We start from the raw sequence: 466 nt of genomic DNA on the forward strand, positions 1-466 counted from the left end.
GGAGAACGGCTTTCCGTCGAGGAGGAAGCCGCTTTCGAGTTCCTTGAGCAGATCGGCGAGCGTGTAATCCGTGGGGTTGTTGAGTTCGCGTTCCCCGCCGTTCGGGTCGATGTACTTCACCGTGACCTGGATCGCCTCGGAGAGTTCGCCGGCTCCTTGGCCGTCATTCGTCCCGTTATCGAGGTTGCCGCCGCCCGAACTGTCGACATCTTCCTCCGGTTCGGTCCGCCCGTTCTCGTAGTCCGTCACCCCGTCGACGCTGCCGACGAACACCCACCCGCTGTTGTCGACGATCTTCGGGTCGAACTCCAGTTCACCGCTGTCACCGGGCTTAACGTCCGCGATCTGGTACTCGCCCGATACCCCGCCCTGGATCGTGCCAGTGTTTGGTGAGCCGTCTTCAGGCGTGCCACCGGTTTCGACCCCGCCCTGGTCGACCGATGTCCTGTAGTCGACGTACAGGTCG

At 62.9% G+C, this 466-nt stretch carries 1 pseudogene; it reads right to left on the reverse strand.

The features are described 5' to 3' along the window. Window positions 1-466, reverse strand: a pseudogene (locus EXE44_RS20480) (hypothetical protein); the annotation flags it as partial.

It is taken from the genome of Halorubrum sp. SS7 (assembly GCF_005435055.1).
In the GTDB taxonomy this organism is placed as follows: Archaea; Halobacteriota; Halobacteria; order Halobacteriales; family Haloferacaceae; genus Halorubrum; species Halorubrum salinarum.